Below are 20,520 nucleotides of genomic sequence, written 5' to 3'. Positions count from 1 at the left end.
GATCACGGATCGGCGTTCGGCCCATCACGAGGTCGCGATCGCCCTCGGGATCGCTCAGGGCGGCACCACCGCGACGGCCTGCTCGTCCAGCGCCACCGTCTTGATCAGCGCGAACACCGGACGGCCGGGCGCGAGATCGAGCTCGGCCAGCGCCTTGCGGGTCGCCGAGGCGAGCACGTGGCCGTGGCCGGCGAGGTCGACGGTGACGATGGCGAGGGGGCCGTCGCCCGCCTCGATGCGGCCGACGGTGCCGGCGAGCGCGGTGCGCACGCTCAGGCCGGCCGGATGGGCGGTCGCGAGCGTCACGTCGGTGGCCCGCACGATCACCCGGCAGTCGCGCCCCGGCGGACCGGCATGGCCGGCGAGCCAGATGGTGCCGGCGGGATGCGACAGCTCGGTGAGCCCCCAGTGGGTGTCGTGCCGCGCCACCCGGGCGGTGACGAAGGAGGCGCGGCGGAACCGGCTCTCGCCCGCCTGGGCGGCGCCGTCGCCGAACACGTCCTCGACCGCCCCCGCCATGGCGACCCGGCCATTCGCCAGCACCACCACCCGGGCGGCGAGCCGGGCCACCTCCTCGACGGCGTGGGACACGTAGACGATCGGGATGCGCACCTCGTCGCGCAGCCGCTCGATCAGCGGCAGGATCTCCTGCTTGCGCTCGGCGTCCAGCGCGGCGAGCGGCTCGTCCATCAGCAGCAGGCGCGGCGACGACAAGAGCGCCCGGCCGATGGCGACGCGCTGCTTCTCGCCGCCGGAGAGCCGGCCGGGCCGGCGGCCGAGCAGATGGCCGATGCCGAGCGTCTCGACCACCGGCGCGAACGCGATGCGGCGCTCGGACCGCGGCGTGAACCAGCGGCCGAACAGCAGGTTCTGCTTGACGCTGAGATGCGGGAAGAGCTGCGCATCCTGGAACACCAAGCCGATGCGGCGGGCATGCGGCGGCACGATGACGCCCTGCGCGGTGTCGACGAGCGGTCGGCCGTCGAGGACGATCGCGCCGCGGTCGGGTCGCATCAGGCCGGCGATCAGCGCGATGGTGGCGCTCTTGCCGGAGCCCGACGGGCCGAACAGGGCGAGCACGCCGCCGTCGCTCTCGAAGGCGATGGCCAGCTCGAAGGCGCCGAGGCGCTTGTGCAGGTCGACGCGGATCATTCGAACTGCGCCAGCTTGCGGCGGGCGAGCCGCTGCACCGCCTCGGACACCACCAGGGCGCCGAGCGCGATCGCCACCGATACCAGGGTGAGGCGCAGCGCTCCGGCGTCGCCGGCCGGCGTCTGGGTCAAGCCGTAGATCGCCGCCGAGATCGTCTGCGTCTCGCCCGGGATCGCCGACACGAACGTGATGGTGGCGCCGAACTCGCCGAGCGCCTTGGCGAAGCACAGAATGGAGCCGACCATCAGGCCTGGCAGGGCGAGCGGCAGGGTGATCAGCACGAAGGTCCACGGCCGGTTGGCGCCGAGCGTGCCGGCGGCGGCCTCCAGCCGCTGGTCGATCGCCTCGATGGACAGGCGGATCGCCCGCACCATCAGCGGAAAGCCCATCACGGCGCAGGCGAGCGCCGCGCCGGTCCAGCGGAACGAGAACACGATGCCGAACGTTTCGGCCAGGACGGAGCCGATCGGTCCGCGGCGGCCGAACAACAGCAGCAGCACGTATCCGGTGACCACCGGCGGCAGCACCAGCGGCAGATGCACCAGCCCGTCGAGCAGGACCTTGCCGGGAAACCGCCAGCGTGCCAGCGCATAGGCGACCAGCACGCCGAACGGCAGGCTGGCCAGCGTCGCCACCACGGCGATCCGCAGCGACAGGCGCACCGCGGTCAGTTCTTCGGGCGAGAGTTCCATCATGGCCGGCCGATGGCCCTGGGGCGTGCGTTCGGTTTGCCGGTCATCGTCGCCGGTCCTCGCTGGCAGGGCAGGGCGGGAGGTGTCGAGCTGTAGCGCCGCGAATATAGCGTGCAGCTTTGCGGCGTGCCAAGCGGTGAGGGGCGGGCGGGCTTGCGCTCGCGGCGCCGGCGATCGACAGTGGCGGCGGGGCGCCAGCGCGCAACCCGAAGGACGGAGTGTGGCGTGTCGGCATCTGACGAGGTGTACTGCCGCCTCGACAAGCGGAACCGGATCGTGGGCGTCGGCGGCGCCTGGGATCGCTTTGCCCTCGCCAACGACGGCGGGGCGGTGACGGCGGCCCGTGTGCTCGGCACCGATTTCCTGTCCCATGTGAGCGGCGAAGCGACGCGGTCGCTGCTCGACAGGGTGCTTCGCGGGGCGCGCCGCAGCAGCGCTCCCGTGGTTCTGCCGTTCCGCTGCGACTCGCCCGAGTGCGAGCGCCACATGGAGATGACCGTGCAGGCCGAGCCCGCCTCCGGCATCCTGCTCGCCTATCGGGTGTTGCGCGTCGTGCCGCTGCCGGTGCCGTTGCGGTTCGTGGGGAGCGGGCTGCCGCGCGGCCGCATGCTGTTCCGGTGCAGCACCTGCAACCGGCTGTTGCGCGACGGCCGCTGGCACGAGCCCTCCAGCGTCGACGTGCCCGCCACTCCGATCGCCGTGAGCTACGGCGTCTGCCACGACTGCCGGGACACAGTGGAGCGCCTGCTGCCGGCCGCCTGAGACCGCCGCCCGCGGACGGTGGTGCGGTGGAGGCCCGGCCTTCAGCGGCGGCTCGGCTTGATATACCCGGTCGGCACCGCGGTGGTGTATTTCAGCTCCTCCATGGCGATGGCGGAGGAGACGTCGGCGAGCTCCACCCGCTCGATCAGCCGCTTGTATACGGCGTCGTAGGCATCGATGTCGGGCACCACGATGCGGAGCAGATAGTCGATGTCGCCGGTGAGCCGCCACACCTCGACGATCTCCGGAACGTCGGCGATGACCTTGCGGAAATGCTCCACCCATTCGATCGCGTGCCGCGTGGTGCGGACCGACACGAACAGCGTCATCGGCACGTTGACCTTGCGGCGGTCGACCAGGGCGACCCGCCGGCAGATGACGCCCTCGTCCTCCAGCTTCTTGATCCGCCGCCAGCACGGCGCCACGCTGAGCCCGACCTTCTCGGCGATGGCGGCGATCGCCAGGGTGGCGTCGGCCTGGAGCAGATCGAGGATTTTCTGATCGATGCGGTCCATGGGGATGCCGGTTGCGCCCGAAGCGTCGACATTGAAAACCCATTTCTTTCAGCCTGCAATCTCTAAAATGTAATTGCGCGATGTCGAGGGCCGGCGCATGTCTTTGGGAGCCGGTTGCGGGCCGATCCGCATAGTCTCTCCGCAGTCGATACGAATCCCTGAGGAGAGTGGCGTGCGCACCATCGGTCTGATCGGCGGCATGAGCTGGGAGAGCACCGCCGTGTACTACCGGCGGATCAACGAGCAGGTTCGGGAGCGCCTCGGCGGGCTGCACTCCGCCGACGTGCTGATGCACTCGGTCGATTTCGACGACATCGTCCGGATGCAGCGCGCCGGCGACTGGGCCGGCGCCGCCCGCACGCTGGCCGGGAGCGCCCGCGGCCTCGAGCGCGCCGGCGCCGACTGCGTGCTGATCTGCACCAACACCATGCACAAGATCGCCGACGAGGTGCAGAAGGCGATCACCATCCCGCTGCTGCACATCGTCGACGCCACCGCGGCGCCGCTGACGCGCGACCGCATCACCCGGCCGCTGCTGCTCGCCACCCGCTTCACCATGGAGGAGGACTTTTACCGCGCCCGCCTGCGCAGCCGCTTCGGCGTCGAGGCAATGGTGCCGGAGGCCGAGGACCGCCCCATGGTCCACGATGTGATCTTCGGCGAGCTGTGCTGTGGCGTCGTTCGCGACGAATCGCGGGCCAAGTTCCGCGCCGTCATCGCCCGCGCCGCTGCGCGCGGCGCCGACGCCGTGATCCTGGGTTGCACCGAGATCGGCCTGCTGATCGGCCAGGAGGACAGCGCGCTGCCGGTGTACGACTCGACGCTGCTGCACGCCGACGCCGCGGTCGCGTTCGCGCTCGCCCCCGAGCCGGCGCTGGTTGCCTGAGGCGGCGGGCCGGTCCAAGCTCCGATCCGTAACCCCCGCGAGACGCAGAGCCCCCGTGACCATCACCGCTCAGGCCACCCGACCCCGACGTCCCGTCGCCCGCGTCCCCTCGCTCGCCCATTGGGGCGCCTTCACGGCCGTCGTCACCGACGGCCGGGTGGTGCGTTGCGAGCCGTTTGGCCACGACCCGACGCCCTCGCCGATGCTCGCCGCCATCCCGGCCATGGTGCATTCGCCGCTGCGCATCGCCCGTCCGGCGGTGCGCGAGGGATGGCGCGAGGGCCGGCCGCGTACCGGGCACGATACGTTTCGCGAAGTGTCGTGGGACGAGGCACTCGATCTCGTCGCCGGCGAAGTCTCGCGCGTTCGCGCAGCGCATGGCGCCGGCGGCATCTTCGGCGGCTCCTACGGCTGGTCGTCGGCCGGCCGCGTTCATCACGCCCGCACCCTGGTGCGGCGTTTCTTGGCGCTGGGTGGCGGCTTCGTCGATCAGCTCGCCAACTACTCGTTCGGCGCCGCCCAGTTCCTGCTGCCGCATGTGCTCGGTACCTTCCAGCCGGTGACCGGGCGCGCCACCGACTGGCCGAGCGTCGTCGCCGACACGCGCCTGCTGATCGCCTTCGGCGGCCTCGCGCCCAAGAACAGCCAGGTCGGCTCCGGCGGCGTCGGCTCGCACGACTTCGAGACCTGGCTGCGTCGCGCCCGCGCGGCCGGCATCCGCATCGTCAATGTCAGCCCGCTGAAGAGCGACGCGCCCGACTGGCTCGACGCCGAGTGGATCGCCATCCGGCCCAACACCGACGTCGCCTTGATGCTCGGGCTCGCCCACACGCTGCTCACCGAGGGCCGGCACGACGCCGCGTTCCTCGACCGCTACTGCGCGGGCTTCGAGACGTTCGCCGACTATCTGACGGGCCGCCGCGACGGCACGCCGAAGTCAGCCGATTGGGCGGAGCACATCTGCGGCGTGCCGGCCGACACCATCCGGGCGCTGGCGCGGGATGCCGCCGCGCAGCCCACCTACCTGACCGCGACGTGGTCGCTGCAACGCGCCCATCACGGCGAGCAGCCTTACTGGGCGCTGATCACGCTCGCCGCCATGCTGGGCGGCATCGGCCTGCCGGGGCAGGGCTTCGGCTTCGGCCACGGCTCGATCCACGGCACCGGCCTGCCGCGCGCCGCGCTGCCGGGGCCGGATCTGTCGCCGCCGCCCAATCCGGCCGGTCTCGCGATTCCGGTCGCCCGCATCGCCGACATGCTGCTCGATCCCGGCGGTACCTACGAGTTCAACGGCCGCAGGCTCGCCTATCCGGACGTGCGGATGGTCTACTGGGCGGGCGGCAATCCGTTCCATCACCATCAGGATCTCAACCGCCTGCGACGCGCCTGGCAGAAGCCCGAGACCGTGGTGGTGCACGACTCGTGGTGGACGCCGACGGCGCGCCACGCCGACATCGTGCTGCCGGCGACGACGTCGCTCGAACGCAACGACGTCGGCGGCACCTCGCGCGATCGCTTCCTGTTCGCCATGCACCGGGCGATCGCGCCGGTGGGCGAGGCGAGGCACGACATCGACATCTTCGCGGCGCTGGCCGGCCGGCTCGGCTATGCGGACGCCTTCACCGAGGGGCGCGACGAGATGGCGTGGTGCCGTCTCGTCTACGATCGCATCCGCGACGGCGCCGCCGCCAAGGGCGTCGCGCTGCCGGCGTTCCAGCAGTTCTGGGCCGAAGGCTTCGTCGCGCTGCCGCCGCCCGAGCGCGACTTCGTGCTGTTCGAGGAGTTTCGCCGCGACCCGGACGTCCACCGCCTGGCGACGCCGTCCGGCAAGATCGAGATCGTCTCGGCCGCGGTCGCCGGCTTCGGCTACGACGACGCGCCGCCGCATCCGGCCTGGTTGCCGCCGGCCGAATGGCTCGGCAGCCCGGCCGCGAAGCGTTTCCCGCTGCATCTGATCACCAACCAGCCGGCCCGCCGCCTGCACAGCCAGACCGATCCCGGCCCGGTGTCGGTCGCCGGCAAGATTTCCGAGCGCGAGCCGATCCGCCTGAACCCGCAGGATGCCGCGCGCCGCGGGCTAAGCGACGGCGACATCGTGCGGGTGTTCAACGATCGCGGCGCCTGCTTGGCCGGCCTGGTGATCGATCCCGACGTGGCGCCCGGCGTCGCCGTGATGGCGACCGGCGCCTGGTTCGATCCGCTGCCCGAAGGCGGCGGTCTCGACGTTCACGGCAACCCCAACGTGCTGACGCCCGACATCGGCACCTCGCGGCTCGCGCAGGGGTCGAGCGCGCAGAGCACGCTCGTCGAAATCGAGGGCTTCGTCGGCACGCCGCCGCCGGTGCGCGCCTTCGCGCCACCCCCTCTCGCCCCCCTTGCACCCACCGCGTTCGTGCGCACCGATGCGCCGATGTGATACCACCGTTCAGGAGACTTCGGAGACCGCCATGTCCAGACAAAAGCTCACCGGCTCGTTCGTCGCGCTGATCACCCCGTTCAACCGCGACGGCTCGGTCGACTTCGCGGCGTTCCGCACGCTCCTGACATTCCACGAGGACAACGGCACCGCCGCGGTGCTGATCATGGGCTCGACCGGCGAGACCTCGATGCTGTCGCCGGAGGAGAAGAAGGCCATCATCGTCGAGACCGCCAAGATGAAGTCGGCCAGGATGCCGATCTTCTTCGGCTGCACCGGCGCCAACACCGAGGCGACCATCGCGATGGTGAAGTTCGCCAAGGACAACGGCGCCGACGGCGCCATCCTGGCGGCGCCCGCCTATATCTGCGCCCCCGAGGACGACATCGAGCGGTTCTTCCTGGAGGTCGCCGACGCCACCGACCTGCCGCTCGGCATCTACAACAACCCGCCGCGGGTGAAGAGTGATCTGCACTGGGATCACCTGCTGCGCATCTTCAAGCACCCGAACTACGTGGTGCACAAGGAATCGACCGGCCGGGTCGGGCAGGTCGCCCAGGTGCTGGCCGGGCGCCCCGACGTCTCGGTGATGTGCTGCGACAGCCCCAATCTCGGCCTCGTGGTGCCGACCATGAGCCTCGGCGGCCACGGCACCGCCAACATGACCGGCAACCTGGCGCCGCGCGAGATCGCCGCCATCTCGACGCCGTGGAGTGGCTGGGCCGATGCCGAGCGCTTCCGCGAGACCTATCTGCGGATGCTGCCGCTCCTCCACTTCACCTATTCGGCGATCAATCCGGTCGCGGTGAAGTCGCTGATGAAGGCGGTCGGCCTGCCGGCCGGCGATCTGCGCAAGCCGCTCACCGGGCTCGCCGCCGAGCATCTCGCCCGCGGGGTGCGCATCCTGGCCGAGCTGGGTCTCGACAAGACCTACGGCTACAAGCTGCCGTCGCCCGCCGCCGCCGTGGCGGCCTGAGCGCACGGTCCCGCGGGGCAGGGAGCAGGGGGCAGGGGCGCCATGGATCTCGGGATCGCCGGCCGCAAGGCGCTGCTGTGCGGGGCGAGCCGCGGGCTCGGCAAGGCGTGCGCGCTGGCGCTCGCCCGCGAGGGTGTCGCCGTCACCATCGCGGGCCGCACCGCGACGACGCTCGACGCGGCCGCCGCCGAGATCCGGGCCGCCACCGGCGCGCCGGTGACGACGGTGGTCGCCGACATCACCACGCCGGCGGGGCGCGACGCGCTTCTCGCTGCGTGCCCCGCGCCCGACATCCTGCTCAACAATGCCGATGGTCCGCTGCCCGGCGACTTCCGCGACTGGACGCGCGACGACTGGATCGCCGCGCTCGATGCCATGATGTTGGGGCCGATCGACATGATCCGCCGCGTCGTCGACGGCATGGTGGCGCGCCGCTTCGGCCGCATCGTCAACATCGTGTCGCGCAGCGTGAAGATCGCTCAGCCGGAGCTCGGCCTGTCGAACGGGGCGCGCTCGGGCCTGGTCGGCTTCGTGGCCGGGCTGGCGCGCCAGACGGTCGCCGACAACGTCACCATCAACAACCTGCTGCCCGGCATCTTCGACACCGATGCCCAGCGCCGCCACATCCGCGGCATGATCGACGAGGCCGATGGCCGCTTCGACGCGGTGTGGCGGGCGCGGGCCGCCGCCAATCCGGCGCGGCGCTATGGCGACCCCGCCGAGCTCGGCGCCTATTTCGCCTTCCTGTGCTCCGACAAGGCCGGCTTCGTCACCGGCCAGAATCTCCTGATCGACGGTGGAAGCTATCCTGGAACGTATTGACGGCCTGCCCGGCGGACGCCGCGCGTGCCACGCGAGGACACGATGACAGAATCGAGCTGGACGACATCGAGCTGGACCACACCGACGCACTGGACGCGACGCGGCGTCACGGCCGCGTTGCTTCTCGGCGCTGCGACCGCGATGGGCGCGGTGCCCACGCCCGCGCAGGCGCAGCCCTATCCGTCGCGCACCATCACCATGGTGGTGCCGTATCCGGCCGGCGGCTCGGTCGACGGCGTCGCCCGCATCCTGGCGCAGAAGCTCCAGGAGTCGCTTGGGCAGACCGTCATCGTCGAGAACCGCGCCGGCGGTGCCGGCGGCCTCGTCGGTGCCAACTCGGTGGCGAAGTCGCCGGCCGACGGCTACACGCTGCTGCTCCAGGCGTCGATCCACGTCGTCTCGCCGTTCCTGTTCAAGAACGCGCCCTACGACGTGGTGAAGGACTTCACCCCGATCACGCTGGTGGCCGCGGGGCCGCTGGTGGTGTCGACCACGCCGGGCGTGCCGGCCACCAACCTCAAGGAGTTCTTCGACCTCGTCCGCAAGGCGCCCGACAAGTACACCTTCGCGACCTCGAGCTTCGGCTCCGCCGGCCATCTCGCGGTCGAGATCCTCAAGCGCGAGGCGGGCGTCGACACCCTCACCATCGCCTACAAGGGCGGCGGCCCGATGCTGACCGACCTGATGAGCGGCCAGATCCACCTGATCGCCGATCCGATGGTGTCGTCGCTGCCGCTCGCGCAGTCCGGCAAGATCAAGGCGCTCGCCATCACCAGCCCCGAGCGGGTGAAGATCGCGCCCGAGATCCCGACCGTCGAGCAGTCCGGCATGAAGCCGCTCGACTTCGTCTCGTGGTACGGCCTGTGGGGCCCGAAGGGCCTGCCGCCAGAGATCGTCGCCAAGCTCCAGAGCGAGACCGCCAAGGTGCTCGGCCAGGACGAGACCAAGGCACGCTTCGGGACGCTGGGCTTCGAGCCCAAGCCGTCCACCGCCCCGGAGTTCGCCAAGTTCATCGCCGACGAGATGGCGCGCGCCGAGCAGATCATCAAGGACGCCAAGATCAAGACCGAGTAGGGCGGTCGCATCGTCTTCCTGGTGATCAGTTGGCTGTCATTCCGGGGCGCGGCAAAGCCGCGAACCCGGAATCCAGAGGCAAACGTCGAACTCGCGGCTGAATTCCGGACAGCCGCTTCGCGGCTTCCGGAATGACCGCCGAATTGATCAGCCGGATCTCGTATCGGACGTGATCAGGGTCAGGGATCGCGACGCCGCCGGCCCGCGATCCCGGCCGCCTGACATGATCGGTCGTCGCGTGTCGTCGGACAGCATCCCATGAATGTTCTCGTGCTCGGCGCCGGTGTGGTCGGCACCGCCTGCGCCCACTATCTCCACCGCGACGGCCATCGCGTCACCGTGCTGGAGCGCCGCTCCGGCCCGGCCCTGGAGACCAGCTTCGGCAATGCCGGCGGCGTGTGCCCCGGCTTCGCCGGCCCGTGGGCGGCGCCCGGCATGCCGCTCAAGGCGATGCGCTGGCTCACCGATCGCTACGCCCCGCTGGCGCTGCGGCCGACCGTCGATCCGTACCAGTGGGCGTGGCTCGCCGCCTTCGCCAAGAACTGCACGGCCGAGCGCTTCGCCCGCAACAAGGCGCGCATGCAGCGCATCGCGCATTACAGCAAGGCGTGCCTGGTGGCGCTGCGCCGGGAGACCGGCCTCGCCTACGACCACGGCGAGGGCGGCGTGCTGCAACTCTTCCGCACCGACGAGGAGCTGGCCGGCGGACGCCGCGCCGCCGCGGTGCTGGAGCGGTTCGGTGTCGCCCATGAGGTGCTCGATGCGGACGGCGTGCTGGCCGCCGAGCCGGCGCTGGCGCGCGCGACGGTTCGCTTCGTCGGCGGCCTGAACCTGCCTGGCGACGAGACCGGCGACTGCCATCTGTTCACCGCGGCGCTCGCCGAGCGCTTGCGCGCCGCGGGCGTGACCTTCGCGTTCGACACCGCGATCACCGGATTGCGGGTGGAGGGCGGGCGGCTGCGCGCCGTCGAGACCCGGCAGGGCGCCTACGAGGCGGACGCCGTGGTGGTGGCACTCGGGGTCGAGGCGCCGCGCCTGCTGCGGCCGCTCGGCCTCGCGCTGCCGATCTATCCGGTCAAGGGCTACTCCATCACGATCGATCTCGACGATGCGGCGGACGGCCCGCGCTCCGCCGTCATGGACGAGCACACCAAGGTGATGATCGCCCGGCTCGGGCGCCGCCTGCGCGCCGCCGGCATGGCGGAGGTCGGAGGCTACGGGCTCGACGTGCGGCCGGATGGCATCGAGGCGGTGCGCCGCACCGTGCGGGCGCTGTTCCCGGGCGCTGCGGTCGACGGCGACGTGGCGCCGTGGGCGGGCCTGCGGCCGATGACGCCGGACGGACCGCCTTATCTCGGCGCGACGCGGATCGCCGGGCTCTATCTCAATGGCGGCCACGGGTCCAACGGCTGGACGCAAGCCTGCGGCTGCGGCCGCATCGTCGCCGACGTGGTGGCGGGGCGGACGCCGGAGATCGATCTCGACGGCTTCGGCCTCGATCGCTGACCGGGGCCGGCGCGCCGTGCGGCCGCCGGCCCCGTGGTGCCGTCATGGGATCACGCCGCCCGCACGCCGGCGAGGAAGCGGGCCACCTCGATCTTGAGGCGGGCGCTCTCGCGCGACAGCGACTGCGCCGACGACAGCACCTGCGAGGAGGCCGAGCCGGTCTCGGCGGCCCCGCGGTTGACGCCCGCGATGGTGTCGGCCACCTCCGTGGTGCCACGCGCCGCCTGCTGGACGTTGCGGGCGATCTCGCCGGTGGCGGCCCCCTGCTGCTCGACGGCGGCCGCGATGGCGGTGGCGATCTCGGCGATGCGTGCGATGGTGCCGCCGATCTCCTTGATGGCGACGACGGAGTCCTGGGTCGCCTGCTGCATGCCGGCGATCTGGGTCGAGATCTCGCCCGTCGCCTTGCCGGTCTGGGCGGCCAGCGCCTTCACCTCCTGGGCCACCACCGCGAAGCCCTTGCCGGCCTCGCCGGCCCGGGCCGCCTCGATGGTGGCGTTGAGAGCGAGCAGATTGGTCTGCTCGGCGATGGCGGTGATCAGCTTGACGACGTCGCCGATGCGGCCGGCCGCCTGCGACAGCTCGCCGATGCGCACATCGGTCTTCTCGGCCTGGCGGACCGCCTCGCCGGCGATGCGGGTCGATTCCTGCACCTGCCGGCCGATCTCGCCGACCGACGACGCCATCTCGTTGGTGGCGGAGGCGACCGACTGCACGTTGCTCGATGCCTGGTCCGAGGCGGCCGCCACGGTGGTGGCCAGCCCCTGGGTGGTCTCCGCCGTGCGGGTCAGCGAGCTCGCGGCGGCCTCCAGCTCGTTCGAGGCGGACGACACCGTCTCGACGATCTGGCCGACGGCGCGGTCGAACTCGTCGGCGAGCCGGACCATCCCGGTCCGGCGCTCCGCCACGGCGCGGCGCTCCGCCTCGGCCTTCTCCTCCGCCTCGCGGCGGGCCTTCTCGGCGAAGGTCAGCTTGACGCCTTGCACCGCTTCGGCGACCTCGCCGATCTCGTCACGCCGGCCGGTGCCCGCCACCTCGACCTCCTCACCCCGTGCCAGCCGCTTCAGATCGCCGACCAGGCGGGCGAGCGGTGAGGTGATGCCGAACCGAATGATCCCCACCGCGAGGGCAAGCACCAGCACGAATGCCCCGCCCACCATGATCATGCTCAGCCGTGCGGTCGACAGGGTCGTCTCGGTGAGGGCGTCGGAACGCGCCTTCACGACTTTGTCGACCGCAGCCGTGATGGCCGCCATCCGCCGGCGGAGTTCGGCGGTTCTGACCGCCATGGCCTCGGCGAGCCGGCTGGCCTCCGCGTTGCGGTTGGCCAGGGTCGCCTTCTCGATGGCGGTGAAGTCGCGTCGATAGATGTTGTCGAACAGCGCCGCCGCCTCGTCCAGCTGGCCCGTCATCGCAGGCAGGAGCTTGCGGGCGTCCGCCACCTCGGCCGCGAAGCCGGTCTGGTTGGCGGCGATCTCCCGGCTGGTCCCTTCCATCTGGGCCACCTCGGTCTCGGCGATCATGCGCCAGGACAGCCGGCCGAAATTGAAGACGCGCTGCTCGGCTTGCATCATGCGCTTCATGCCCTGCACGTCGCGTTCGATCAGGTCGGAGTAATTCCGATCGATCTCCGTCATGCTCGATGTGGCGTACCAGACGCCGCCGCCGGTGATGATGCTCAGCAGGGCGAAACAGCCCAGGATCTTGTAGAGAATTCTGATGTCCGAGACCGCCATGAACTCCTCCTGGCAACGCGCCTTCGGCGTGTCGACGTGGTGTCGATGCCCAAATCGGGCAGGTCGTCACGCCAGGGTTGTGCTCGGCTCCTCATGGGCAGCCGGACTGTGAGCTCCACCACAGCGCGCAAAGAATGCGTGATGGAGGTAAAATAAGCCTAAACCGCTAGTACATTTCGAGTATGCGACTGTAAGGCGAAACCCGCCTAACCTCTTAGATCTAACCGGAATGGTTTATTTGCCGTCAGCGCCCCAAGGTTTGGAACGCCCGCTCCTGAAATCGCCGGCCGCGCGTCGGATCGGGTGTTCTGTCGGCCCGTCTCGAATCACGCCGCGAGTCGTTGCGACGCGCCGTGTGAGGACGCCTGACGCGAGTGTCGGCGCATCCCGGAGCGACGAGAGGGCAGGTCGATCAGTGGTACCATGAGGCCGAGAGCGGCCGTGCGAGGCTGGTAAGTGATTGAGACCGTTCGATGTAAGATCCTGAATCAAAACGTGTTTGAGAGTACGTCTTTTCACGTCGCTCAGCGCCGTGCCGGCATGCTACGACGGCCGCGGGACTGATTGATGGGGACGGAGGTCATGGTCGAGAGCGCCAGGGGCAGCGCGTCGAAGCCGTTGCGGGTCGGCGTCGTCGGCGTCGGCGTCATGGGCTGCAATCACGCTCGCGTCTTTGCGGGGCTGCCGGGCGTGCAGCTCGTCGGGGTCGCCGATCCGAATGTCGGGCAGACCGAGTTCGTCGGTCGCACGCTCGGTTGCGGCACCTTTCCGGACATCGGCAAGCTGCTCGACTTCGGCGTCGATGCGGTCACCATCGCGGCGCCGACTCATCTGCATCGCGAACTCGCGCTCGCCTGCATCCGCCGCGGCGTGCATGTCATGGTCGAGAAGCCGATCGCCTCGACGGTGGAGCAGGGCCACGAGATCATCGAGGCGGCGCGTCGCGCCGGCGTCACCCTCATGGTCGGCCATGTGGAGCGCTTCAACCCGGCCACCCAGGCCCTCAAAGAGGCGATCCGCAACGAGGACATCCTGTCCATCGCCATCACGCGGGTGGGGCCGTTCCCGCCGCGGATGTCGAATGTCGGCATCGTCATCGATCTCGCCGTGCACGACATCGATCTGGTGCGGTGGTTCACCGATTCCGAGATCGTCGAGGTGCAGCCGCAGCTCTCCAGCGCCAAGGCCGAGCGCGAGGACATCGCGCTCCTCCAGTTCCGCACCGCCTCCGGCGTGCTCGCCCACATCAACACCAACTGGCTGACGCCGTTCAAGGCGCGCACCGTGCAGATCGCCACCAAGCGCAAATACATCACCGGCGATCTCCTGACCCGCCAGGTCACCGAGTGCTTCGGCTTCCAGCCAGACGGCAGCTACTCGATGCGCCATCTCTCGGTCGGTCACGACGAGCCGCTGCGCGCCGAGCTCGGCGCCTTCGTCAAGGCCGTCTGCACCGGATCGCGGCCGCCGGTCGGCGGCGAGGAGGGCGTCGCCAGCCTGGAGATCGCCATCCGCTGCCTGGAGGCCGGCAACACGCCGTTGCAGTCGCCGGTGCGCCAGCCGCGGGTCGCGGTGCGCTGACGGCGCGCCGGCCCCGCTTGCCTCATCACGACAGGATTCCGCATGACCCAGCACGCCCGCTTGCAGCCGACGCCGATCCCGTTCATCGACGTCGCGGCGCAACGCCGTGCGCTCGGTGCCCGTCTCGACGAGGCGGTGGCGCGGGTGCTCGGCCACTGCCAGTTCATTCTCGGCCCCGAGGTGCAGACCCTCGAAGCCGAGCTCGGCGCCTTCTGCGGCGCCAGCCGCGTCGTCACCTGCGCGAGCGGCACCGACGCGCTGTCGCTGGTGCTGATGGCCAAGGGCATCGGTCCCGGCGATGCGGTGATCTGCCCGTCCTTCACGTTCTGTGCGACCGCCGAGGTGGTGGCGCTGCATCGGGCGACGCCGGTGTTCGCCGACATCGACGCGGCAACCTTCAACATCTCGGTGGAGAGTGCGGCCGCCGCGGTCGACGAGGCGAAGCGGCGCGGCCTGCGGCCGCGGATGATCATTCCGGTCGATCTGTTCGGCCTGCCGGCCGACCACGACGGCATCGCGGCGCTGGCGAAGGCCGAAGGGCTGTTCGTGCTCGACGACGCCGCCCAGGCGTTCGGTGCCACCACCAAGGGCCGCACGCTCGGGCGCGACGGGCTCGCCGGCGCCACCGCCACCAGCTTCTTCCCGGCCAAGCCGCTCGGCTGCTACGGCGACGGCGGCGCCATCTTCACCGATGACGAGGAGCTGGCCGGCGTGCTCAGGAGCCTGCGGGTGCACGGCCACGGCTCCGACAAGTACGACAATATCCGCATCGGCCTGACCTCGCGGCTCGACACCATCCAGGCCGCGGTGCTGAGCGAGAAGCTGCGCCTCTTCCCGGACGAGATCCGGGCGCGCGACGCGGCGGCGCGCCGCTACGCCGAGGGGCTCGCCGATGTGGTGACGGTGCCGCGGGTGCCGGAGGGCTGCACCTCGGTGTGGGCGCAGTACACCATCCGGATTCCCGCCGGCACGCGCGACGGGTTCGCGGCGGCGCTGAGGCAGGACGGCATCCCGACCGCCGTCTATTATCCGATCCCGCTGCACCGGCAGGTCGCCTATCGCGACTTCCCGACGGCGGCCGGCGGGCTGCCGGTCTCCGATCGCCTCGCCGGCGAGGTGATCAGCCTGCCGATGCACGCCTATCTGGACGCGGCGACGCAGGACCGGGTGATCGACTCGGTGCGCCGCGCGGTGCAGAAGTAGGACGTGCTGCACCCACAACCCCGTCATGCCCGGGCTTGGCCCGGGCATCCACGAAACGGGACCGCCGCAAGGAAGACGTGGATGGCCGGGACGAGCCCGGCCATGACGGAGGGAGTGGGCGGAACAACGCCATGCTCGGACGCATCGCGACGGTCGGCGGACTGACGCTCCTCTCGCGGGTCACCGGCTTCCTGCGCGACATCCTGCTGGCCGCGGTGCTCGGGGCCGGGCCGATCGCCGATGCATTCTTCGTCGCCTTGCGCCTGCCCAATCACTTCCGCGCCATCTTCGCCGAAGGCGCCTTCAACGCCGCCTTCGTGCCCGCCTATGCGCGCATCCGCCAGCAGGGTGGCGGCGATCCGGCCGGCCTGTTCGCCGACCGCGTCTTCACCATGCTGCTCGCCGCCGAGCTTCTGCTGCTCATGCTGGCGCTGGTGTTCACCCCGACCGTGATCCGGCTCTTGGCGCCCGGCTTCGCCGACGATCCCGGCCGCTTCGCGCTCGCCGTCGAGCTCACTCGCATCACCTTCCCGTATTTGGTGCTGGTCAGCCTGGTGACGCTGTATGGCGGCATGCTCAACGCTGTGCAGCGGTTCGCGTCGCCGGCGGCGGCGCCGGTGCTGCTCAACCTGTCCATGATGGCGACGCTGGCGCTCGCCGTGTTTTTCCCCACCGCCGGCCACGCCGCCGCCTGGGGCGTGCTGATCGCCGGCGTGCTGGAGGTGCTGCTGGTCGGCGCCGACACGGCGCGACGAACCGGCCTGCCGCGGCTCGCCCGACCGCGCCTCGATGCCGACGTCAGGGCGTTCTTCCGTGCCCTCGGGCCGGCGACGGTCGGGTCCGCCGGGCTCCAGATCGCGCTGTTCGCCGACACCATCATCGCCAGCTTCCTGCCGGCCGGGTCGCTGTCGGCGCTCTACTACGCCGACCGGCTGAATCAGCTCCCGATCGGGGTCATCGGCATCGCGGTCGGCACCGTGATCCTGCCCGAGATGGCGAGCCGCCTGGCCGGCGGCGACGACGCCGGGGCGCGCGCCGCGCAGGCCCGCGCCATGGAGCTGACGCTGCTCCTGTCGATGCCGTGTCTCGTCGCCTTCCTGCTGGTGCCCGACCTGATCATGCTGGCGCTGTTCTCGCGCGGCGCCTTCACGGCGGCCGACGCGGCGGCGGCCGGCGCGACGCTCGCGGCCTACACGGTGGGGCTCTTGCCCTTCGTGCTGATCCGCAGCGTCACCGCGACCTTCCTGGCCCGCGGCGACACCGCGACGCCCGTGAAGGCGCTGCTCGTCTCGGTGGTCGTCAACGTCGCCCTGAAGATCGTGCTGATGGGGCCGCTGGCGCAGGTCGGGCTGGCGCTCGCCACCGCGGTCGGCGCCTGGGTCAATTTCGGCCTCGTCGTGTGGTTCGCGGTGCGGGCCGGGCTGATGGGGATCGATCCCGGGCTCGTCCGCTCGGTCGCCCGCCTCGCCGTCGCCGCCGTGTTGCTGGCGGCTGCGCTGTTCGCGGGCCATCACGGGCTCGCCGCGGTGCTGCCGCCCGGCCGGCCGCTGCGCCACGAGACCATGCTGGCGGCGCTCGCGCTGCTGGGCGCCGTCGTGTACGGCGCCGCCATCGGGGTGCTGTTCGGCCCGCAATGGCTGCGGGCGCTCGCCCGCCGCCGCAAGGTGGCGGCCGGGCCGCCGCCGCCGGCTGTGCCGCCCGGCGACGCGGGGTGACGCATCAGGTCCGGGCGGCCGCGAGATCGCGCAGCCGCCGCGTGAGGGGGTCGTCGGCGCCGAGCTTCTCGGCCGCGAGATCGACCGGGCGCTTACCGTCCCAGGCGACGAGGTCGGTGCGGGCGCCGGCGTCGAGCAGCGCCGCGGCGCAGTCGGCGAAGCCGTGCCACAGCGCGTCGTGCAGCGGCGTGTAGCCGTTGGACGGACCCTGATAGTTCAGGTTGACGCCCTTGGCGGCGGCCAGCCGCCGGGTGATGTCGAGGTGGCCGTTGTAGGTCGCCTTGTGCAGCGGCACCGCACCGAACACCGGCTCGACGACGTTGACGTCGGCGCCGGCGTCGATCAGCACGCCGACCATGTCGGCGTGGCCGTCGCGGGCCGCGACCAAGAGTGCCGTGTGGCCGTCGTCGAAGCCGCCGACGATCGGGTAGCGGCGATCGATCGGCTCGCCGGCCGCGAGCGCCGCCTTCAGGGCCGCCATGTCGCCGGCATGCACGGCGGCGATCAGCCGGGCGGCGGCCGCGGCCGCCTGGTCGCGGGCGCGGCGCGCGCCGATCAGCGTCTCGATGCGGGCGAGCTTGTCGGCATCGTCGCGGCCTCGGCTGACCGACTTGGCGTAGGCGATGTGCTGCTCCAGCGTGAAGCCGTAATAGGTGGTCGGCGACAGCCGGCAGCTCCGCTCCAGGAGCAGCGCCACGATGTCGTCGGCCTTGAACCAGATCGCCTCGAACAGCGGCGTGTGGCCGGTGGATGTGGCCTGCACGTCGACCGAGGCGCCGGCCGCGACGAGCTGCCGGGCGACGCCCGTGTGGGCGCCCTGGCACGCCTTGTGGAGCGCCGCCGCGCCGGCCTTGCGGTCGAGCGCGTCGAGGAGGGCGCCGGCGGCGATCAGCGCCGCCGCGGTCGGCTCGTCGCCGAGACCGGCCGCGAACATCAAGGGCGTCAAGCCGCTCGCCGGATCGGGCCGGTTCGGATCGTGCCCAGCGGCGAGCAGCACCCGCACGGTGCCGACCGCCGCCGCACGGACCGCGACGATCAGAGCATCGCCGCCGCCGGCAGTCTCGTCCGCCATCGCGGGCCTCACAGGTTGCGGTAGGCGCGCAGGAACGGCGAGGGGTCCCATTCCACTCGCCACTGGGTGATCTTGCGGTTGCGCACGGTCAGGAAGGTGGCGACCTCGAGATCGTACTCGTTGCCGTTCGACAGGCACTGCGAGTGCTCGTGGATGATGCCGACCGCCCGATCGCCGGAGACGAGGAGATCGTCGATCAGCTCGAAGCGGATGATCTTCGAGTGGGCGGCGAGCACGCCGAAGCTCTTGGTCACCGCCTCGACGCCATGCAGGGTGCCGAGCCATGGCACGAGATCGTTGACCCCCGGCACCACCGGCACGTTGATCCACAGAACATTGGGATCGAGCAGCGCGATGGCGTCGTCGTACTTGCCCGCATTCATGTTGTGGAACCAGGCGCTGGCGATCTCGCGCGTCTCGGCCGGGTCGACGGGCGCCGCGGGCCGGGGCGCCTGCTGCTGGCCGGGCGGCGGGAACTTCGCCTTCACGTCGGCCAGGAAGCCTTCGTAGTCGCGCAGCGCCCACACCTGCTCGAACTCGAGATACTCGCGCATGGGCAGCCAGCCCATGGAGTTGCGGTCGAGATCGTCGAGCGAATCGGCCTTGACGATGGCGATGATGCGATGCTGCGACACCACCTTGTAGAGCTGCACGAAGCCGGCCCGGATGCCGGCGACGCCGTGATCGCCCTCGAGGGCTTCCATGTCCCACAGCTGATCCTGCGAGATGCGGCCCTGATAGTTCCACTTCATCTGCACGTAGAACAGCATCGCACCCCTCCGGTGGCGGGGCGAGACGGCACACCTGCCCGACCGGACGCCGTCGTCCCGGTTCATGTCTCGTCCCCTGGTTGCGAATACAACCTTTGAGTGATTTGCGCCGAAAGTAAACGCATAAATTGTTTATCGCGGAAGATGCAGCCGGGCGGTGCGCGGTGCCGAGATGAACGATTGTGCTGGTGAGACACCGCCGAGAGCGCCGCGCCGGTGCCGACCCGGCAGCGCTGTGCGCAGCGGTATCACTCTGAGGCGCCTGCTATTCGGGATGGACTTGAGGGGCGCGGCGCATTATGTGAGGCCGCACGATCAGGACTGCCATCGGGACGTCGCGCAAGCGCCGAGCCGGTAGAGCGCCGAGCCATCGCCAGCGTTCAGCCAGCCAGCGCCCTCGACATGCGATACGCGACGCCGACCGGGCCGCCACTCCGACGGAGCCAGCATGAGTTCCATTCGCGCGCGCTTTTCCGCCATAGCCCTCGCTGTCCTCGTGGCGAACTGCGGTGGCGAGACCAAGCAGCAGCCGGCCGGCGCGCCGCCGCCTCCGCAGGTCACCGTCGCCAAGCCGGTGATGCGGACGGTGGTCGACTACGACGAGTATGTCGGTCGCTTCGTCGCCATCGACGCGGTGGAGGTGCGGGCGCGCGTCTCCGGCTATCTCGACGGGGTGCATTTCAAGGACGGGCAGCTGGTGAAGCAGGGTGACCTGCTGTTCACCATCGACAAGCGGCCGTTCCAGACGGCGCTCGACCAGGCCAAGGCGAACCTGGCGCAGGCCCGCGCCAATCTCGCCTTCACCGAGACCGACCTGGCCCGCGCCCAGCAGCTCGTGCGCGACCGCACCATCACCGAGCAGGCGTTCGACCAGCGCACCCAGGCCAAGCGAGTCGCCGAGGCGGCGGTGGCGGCCCAGGAGGCGGCGGTGCGCCAGGCGACGCTCGATCTCGAATTCACCGAGCTGCGTGCCCCGATCACCGGCCGCATCGGCGACCGCCGTGTGTCGCCCGGCAACCTCGTCACCGGCGGCACCGGCGGCGCGACCACGCTGCTCGCCCATATCGTGACCTACGACCCGATCCGCTTCGAGTTCACCTTCGACGAGGCGGCCTATCTGCGCTACCAGCGCACCGCCGGCGATGGTCCCGCCAGCCGGGCCGGGGGCCTGGAGGTGTCGCTCAAGCTGATCGACGAGCCGGGCTTCGGCCACAAGGGGCGCATGGATTTCGTCGACAACGTCGTCGATCGGCTCACCGGCACGATTCGCGGCCGCGCCGTGCTGCCCAACCCGAAAGACCTGTTCACGCCTGGCATGTTCGCCCGCGTCCAGGTTCCGGCCTCGCCGGCGCAGCCGGCGCTGCTGATCCCCGACGTCGCCATCGGCTCCGAGCAGGTCCGCAAATACGTGTTCGTGGTCGACGGCGAGAACACCGCCAAGCAGACCTTCGTGACCCTCGGCCAGCTCGTCGACGGCAAGCTGCGGGTGATCAAGAGCGGCCTGTCGGAGAACGACCGGGTGATCGTCAACGGCATGGCGAGGACCCGGCCGAACCAGAAGGTGACGCCCAAGGACGAGACGCCGCCCACTGGACCTCAGGCGACGTCGGTCGGCGCCGGCACGTCCGCCAAGGCCGAATGA

Annotated in this window: 17 protein-coding genes; 11 read left to right on the top strand and 6 right to left on the bottom strand. The window is 70.8% G+C overall.

Annotation, left to right across the window (positions count from 1 at the left end; genetic code table 11):
- Positions 1-54 precede the first annotated feature (54 nt).
- Positions 55-1,152 (bottom strand): molybdenum ABC transporter ATP-binding protein, encoded by a 1,098-nt coding sequence (gene modC / locus ACFQUV_RS21930; RefSeq protein WP_129609085.1) that lies wholly within the window; start codon positions 1,150-1,152, stop codon positions 55-57.
- Positions 1,149-1,847 (bottom strand): molybdate ABC transporter permease subunit, encoded by a 699-nt coding sequence (gene modB / locus ACFQUV_RS21925; protein ID WP_129609086.1) that lies wholly within the window; start codon positions 1,845-1,847, stop codon positions 1,149-1,151. The genes modC and modB overlap by 4 nt, the downstream gene beginning before the upstream one ends.
- A gap of 222 nt (positions 1,848-2,069) precedes the next feature.
- On the opposite strand from modB, the gene ACFQUV_RS21920 reads away from it, so the two are divergent.
- Positions 2,070-2,606: a hypothetical protein gene (locus ACFQUV_RS21920; protein WP_129609087.1), complete on the top strand. Its 537-nt coding sequence runs from the start codon at positions 2,070-2,072 to the stop codon at positions 2,604-2,606.
- Between the two features lie 41 nt (positions 2,607-2,647).
- Here the strand turns inward: ACFQUV_RS21920 and ACFQUV_RS21915 are convergent, their stop codons facing one another.
- Positions 2,648-3,121, bottom strand: coding sequence for an Lrp/AsnC family transcriptional regulator (locus ACFQUV_RS21915; protein WP_129609088.1), 474 nt, complete (start codon positions 3,119-3,121; stop codon positions 2,648-2,650).
- A gap of 172 nt (positions 3,122-3,293) precedes the next feature.
- Between ACFQUV_RS21915 and ACFQUV_RS21910 the strand changes: the two genes are divergently transcribed.
- The 6 genes from ACFQUV_RS21910 (at position 3,294) to ACFQUV_RS21885 (ending at position 10,801) form a co-directional block, all read left to right on the top strand.
- A complete protein-coding gene (locus tag ACFQUV_RS21910) occupies positions 3,294-4,007 on the top strand; it encodes an aspartate/glutamate racemase family protein (protein ID WP_129609089.1) in 714 nt (237 codons plus the stop codon).
- Between the two features lie 55 nt (positions 4,008-4,062).
- Complete coding sequence (locus tag ACFQUV_RS21905) at positions 4,063-6,423, top strand: molybdopterin-dependent oxidoreductase (protein WP_244601579.1); 2,361 nt, start codon at positions 4,063-4,065, stop codon at positions 6,421-6,423.
- A gap of 31 nt (positions 6,424-6,454) precedes the next feature.
- A complete protein-coding gene (locus ACFQUV_RS21900; RefSeq protein ID WP_129609090.1) occupies positions 6,455-7,399 on the top strand; it encodes a 4-hydroxy-tetrahydrodipicolinate synthase in 945 nt (314 codons plus the stop codon).
- 42 nt (positions 7,400-7,441) lie between these two features.
- Positions 7,442-8,221 (top strand): SDR family oxidoreductase, encoded by a 780-nt coding sequence (locus ACFQUV_RS21895; protein WP_129609091.1) that lies wholly within the window; start codon positions 7,442-7,444, stop codon positions 8,219-8,221.
- Positions 8,222-8,263: 42 nt separating this feature from the next.
- Positions 8,264-9,295, top strand: coding sequence for a tripartite tricarboxylate transporter substrate binding protein (locus tag ACFQUV_RS21890; RefSeq protein WP_129609092.1), 1,032 nt, complete (start codon positions 8,264-8,266; stop codon positions 9,293-9,295).
- Positions 9,296-9,553: 258 nt separating this feature from the next.
- Positions 9,554-10,801: a D-amino acid dehydrogenase gene (locus tag ACFQUV_RS21885; protein WP_129609093.1), complete on the top strand. Its 1,248-nt coding sequence runs from the start codon at positions 9,554-9,556 to the stop codon at positions 10,799-10,801.
- 50 nt (positions 10,802-10,851) lie between these two features.
- On the opposite strand, the gene ACFQUV_RS21880 is transcribed toward ACFQUV_RS21885, so the two are convergent.
- The gene (locus tag ACFQUV_RS21880) at positions 10,852-12,537 is read right to left on the bottom strand and encodes a methyl-accepting chemotaxis protein (protein ID WP_129609094.1); all 1,686 of its coding nucleotides are present in this window, start codon (positions 12,535-12,537) and stop codon (positions 10,852-10,854) included.
- Positions 12,538-13,119: 582 nt separating this feature from the next.
- Between ACFQUV_RS21880 and ACFQUV_RS21875 the strand changes: the two genes are divergently transcribed.
- The 3 genes from ACFQUV_RS21875 (at position 13,120) to murJ (ending at position 17,036) form a co-directional block, all read left to right on the top strand.
- Complete coding sequence (locus ACFQUV_RS21875) at positions 13,120-14,118, top strand: Gfo/Idh/MocA family oxidoreductase (RefSeq protein ID WP_371851706.1); 999 nt, start codon at positions 13,120-13,122, stop codon at positions 14,116-14,118.
- A gap of 42 nt (positions 14,119-14,160) precedes the next feature.
- Positions 14,161-15,321 carry a DegT/DnrJ/EryC1/StrS aminotransferase family protein gene (locus ACFQUV_RS21870; protein WP_129609095.1) on the top strand — a complete coding sequence of 387 codons (1,161 nt, stop codon included), beginning with the start codon at positions 14,161-14,163 and terminating at the stop codon, positions 15,319-15,321.
- A 131-nt stretch (positions 15,322-15,452) separates the two neighbouring features.
- Positions 15,453-17,036: a murein biosynthesis integral membrane protein MurJ gene (murJ, locus tag ACFQUV_RS21865; protein WP_129609096.1), complete on the top strand. Its 1,584-nt coding sequence runs from the start codon at positions 15,453-15,455 to the stop codon at positions 17,034-17,036.
- Between the two features lie 4 nt (positions 17,037-17,040).
- Here murJ and ACFQUV_RS21860 read toward each other — a convergent pair whose 3' ends face one another.
- Positions 17,041-18,108 carry an ankyrin repeat domain-containing protein gene (locus tag ACFQUV_RS21860; RefSeq protein WP_165363880.1) on the bottom strand — a complete coding sequence of 356 codons (1,068 nt, stop codon included), beginning with the start codon at positions 18,106-18,108 and terminating at the stop codon, positions 17,041-17,043.
- A gap of 8 nt (positions 18,109-18,116) precedes the next feature.
- Positions 18,117-18,878 (bottom strand): nuclear transport factor 2 family protein, encoded by a 762-nt coding sequence (locus ACFQUV_RS21855; RefSeq protein ID WP_129609098.1) that lies wholly within the window; start codon positions 18,876-18,878, stop codon positions 18,117-18,119.
- Between the two features lie 448 nt (positions 18,879-19,326).
- On the opposite strand from ACFQUV_RS21855, the gene ACFQUV_RS21850 reads away from it, so the two are divergent.
- On the top strand, positions 19,327-20,520 hold the full coding sequence (locus tag ACFQUV_RS21850) for an efflux RND transporter periplasmic adaptor subunit (RefSeq protein WP_129609099.1): 1,194 nt from the start codon (positions 19,327-19,329) through the stop codon (positions 20,518-20,520).

Source organism: Rhodoplanes sp. P11, assembly GCF_964266735.1.
Classification (GTDB): Bacteria; Pseudomonadota; Alphaproteobacteria; order Rhizobiales; family Xanthobacteraceae; genus Rhodoplanes; species Rhodoplanes serenus.
This window is presented reverse-complemented; position numbering and strand designations above follow the sequence as displayed.

Coding starts and splice junctions, on each gene's coding strand:
- modC (WP_129609085.1), bottom strand. CDS start 1,152: ATGATCCGCGTCGACCTGCACAAGCGCCTCGGCGCCTTCGAGCTGGCC.
- modB (WP_129609086.1), bottom strand. CDS start 1,847: ATGATGGAACTCTCGCCCGAAGAACTGACCGCGGTGCGCCTGTCGCTG.
- ACFQUV_RS21915 (WP_129609088.1), bottom strand. CDS start 3,121: ATGGACCGCATCGATCAGAAAATCCTCGATCTGCTCCAGGCCGACGCC.
- ACFQUV_RS21900 (WP_129609090.1), top strand. CDS start 6,455: ATGTCCAGACAAAAGCTCACCGGCTCGTTCGTCGCGCTGATCACCCCG.
- ACFQUV_RS21895 (WP_129609091.1), top strand. CDS start 7,442: ATGGATCTCGGGATCGCCGGCCGCAAGGCGCTGCTGTGCGGGGCGAGC.
- ACFQUV_RS21890 (WP_129609092.1), top strand. CDS start 8,264: ATGACAGAATCGAGCTGGACGACATCGAGCTGGACCACACCGACGCAC.
- ACFQUV_RS21885 (WP_129609093.1), top strand. CDS start 9,554: ATGAATGTTCTCGTGCTCGGCGCCGGTGTGGTCGGCACCGCCTGCGCC.
- ACFQUV_RS21880 (WP_129609094.1), bottom strand. CDS start 12,537: ATGGCGGTCTCGGACATCAGAATTCTCTACAAGATCCTGGGCTGTTTC.
- ACFQUV_RS21875 (WP_371851706.1), top strand. CDS start 13,120: ATGGTCGAGAGCGCCAGGGGCAGCGCGTCGAAGCCGTTGCGGGTCGGC.
- ACFQUV_RS21870 (WP_129609095.1), top strand. CDS start 14,161: ATGACCCAGCACGCCCGCTTGCAGCCGACGCCGATCCCGTTCATCGAC.
- murJ (WP_129609096.1), top strand. CDS start 15,453: ATGCTCGGACGCATCGCGACGGTCGGCGGACTGACGCTCCTCTCGCGG.
- ACFQUV_RS21860 (WP_165363880.1), bottom strand. CDS start 18,108: ATGGCGGACGAGACTGCCGGCGGCGGCGATGCTCTGATCGTCGCGGTC.
- ACFQUV_RS21855 (WP_129609098.1), bottom strand. CDS start 18,878: ATGCTGTTCTACGTGCAGATGAAGTGGAACTATCAGGGCCGCATCTCG.
- ACFQUV_RS21850 (WP_129609099.1), top strand. CDS start 19,327: ATGAGTTCCATTCGCGCGCGCTTTTCCGCCATAGCCCTCGCTGTCCTC.